The organism is uncultured Shewanella sp. (assembly GCF_947491715.1).
Lineage (GTDB): Bacteria > Pseudomonadota > Gammaproteobacteria > Enterobacterales > Shewanellaceae > Shewanella.
The window spans coordinates 1-479 of the sequence record NZ_CANLKR010000116.1 but is presented as its reverse complement, the minus strand read 5'-3'; the positions used below and the strand labels follow the sequence as shown (position 1 = coordinate 479).

At 41.8% G+C, this 479-nt stretch carries 1 protein-coding gene; it reads right to left on the bottom strand.

What is annotated here, in order from left to right; all coding sequences use genetic code 11:
- Window positions 1-479 (bottom strand): AMP-binding protein (locus Q0779_RS23750; RefSeq protein WP_298776741.1); only part of this gene is annotated, 479 nt, incomplete at both ends.

Sequence of the window (479 nt, the reverse complement as noted above, 5' to 3'; positions counted from 1 at the left end):
TTGGCCATTGAGCACATCCTCAATGACTACCCATCTATATTTTGATTCAATCTCTCGCCCTTTGATGCAGCCATTATATTCGGCTTGCGACACTAACACGGTACTGACTAAGCCTTCTGATAACACATCATCACAACGCCCTCTAGGCCAATCAACATGTAACGGTAAGTAAGCCGCCCCTGATAACATAATCCCTAAGGTTGAGATGACTTGTTTGTAACCCTTCTCACTTAATACACCGATTAATGTATTTTTCTGAGACAAACCATGATGATGTAGATAACTTGCTATATGATAACTGTCCTCTTTTAATCTGCTATAACGGTATTCTCCCGTGATATCGATAACGGCTATGTTATCTTGAACACCTATAGCAAAAGCACTCTCTGGTAAGGTTTCTGTGACTGCCTGTTGCGTATCACTGCTGGCCTTTTCTATGATTAATTGCTCTGCTCTAGAAAGTGACATTGCGGGCAGCA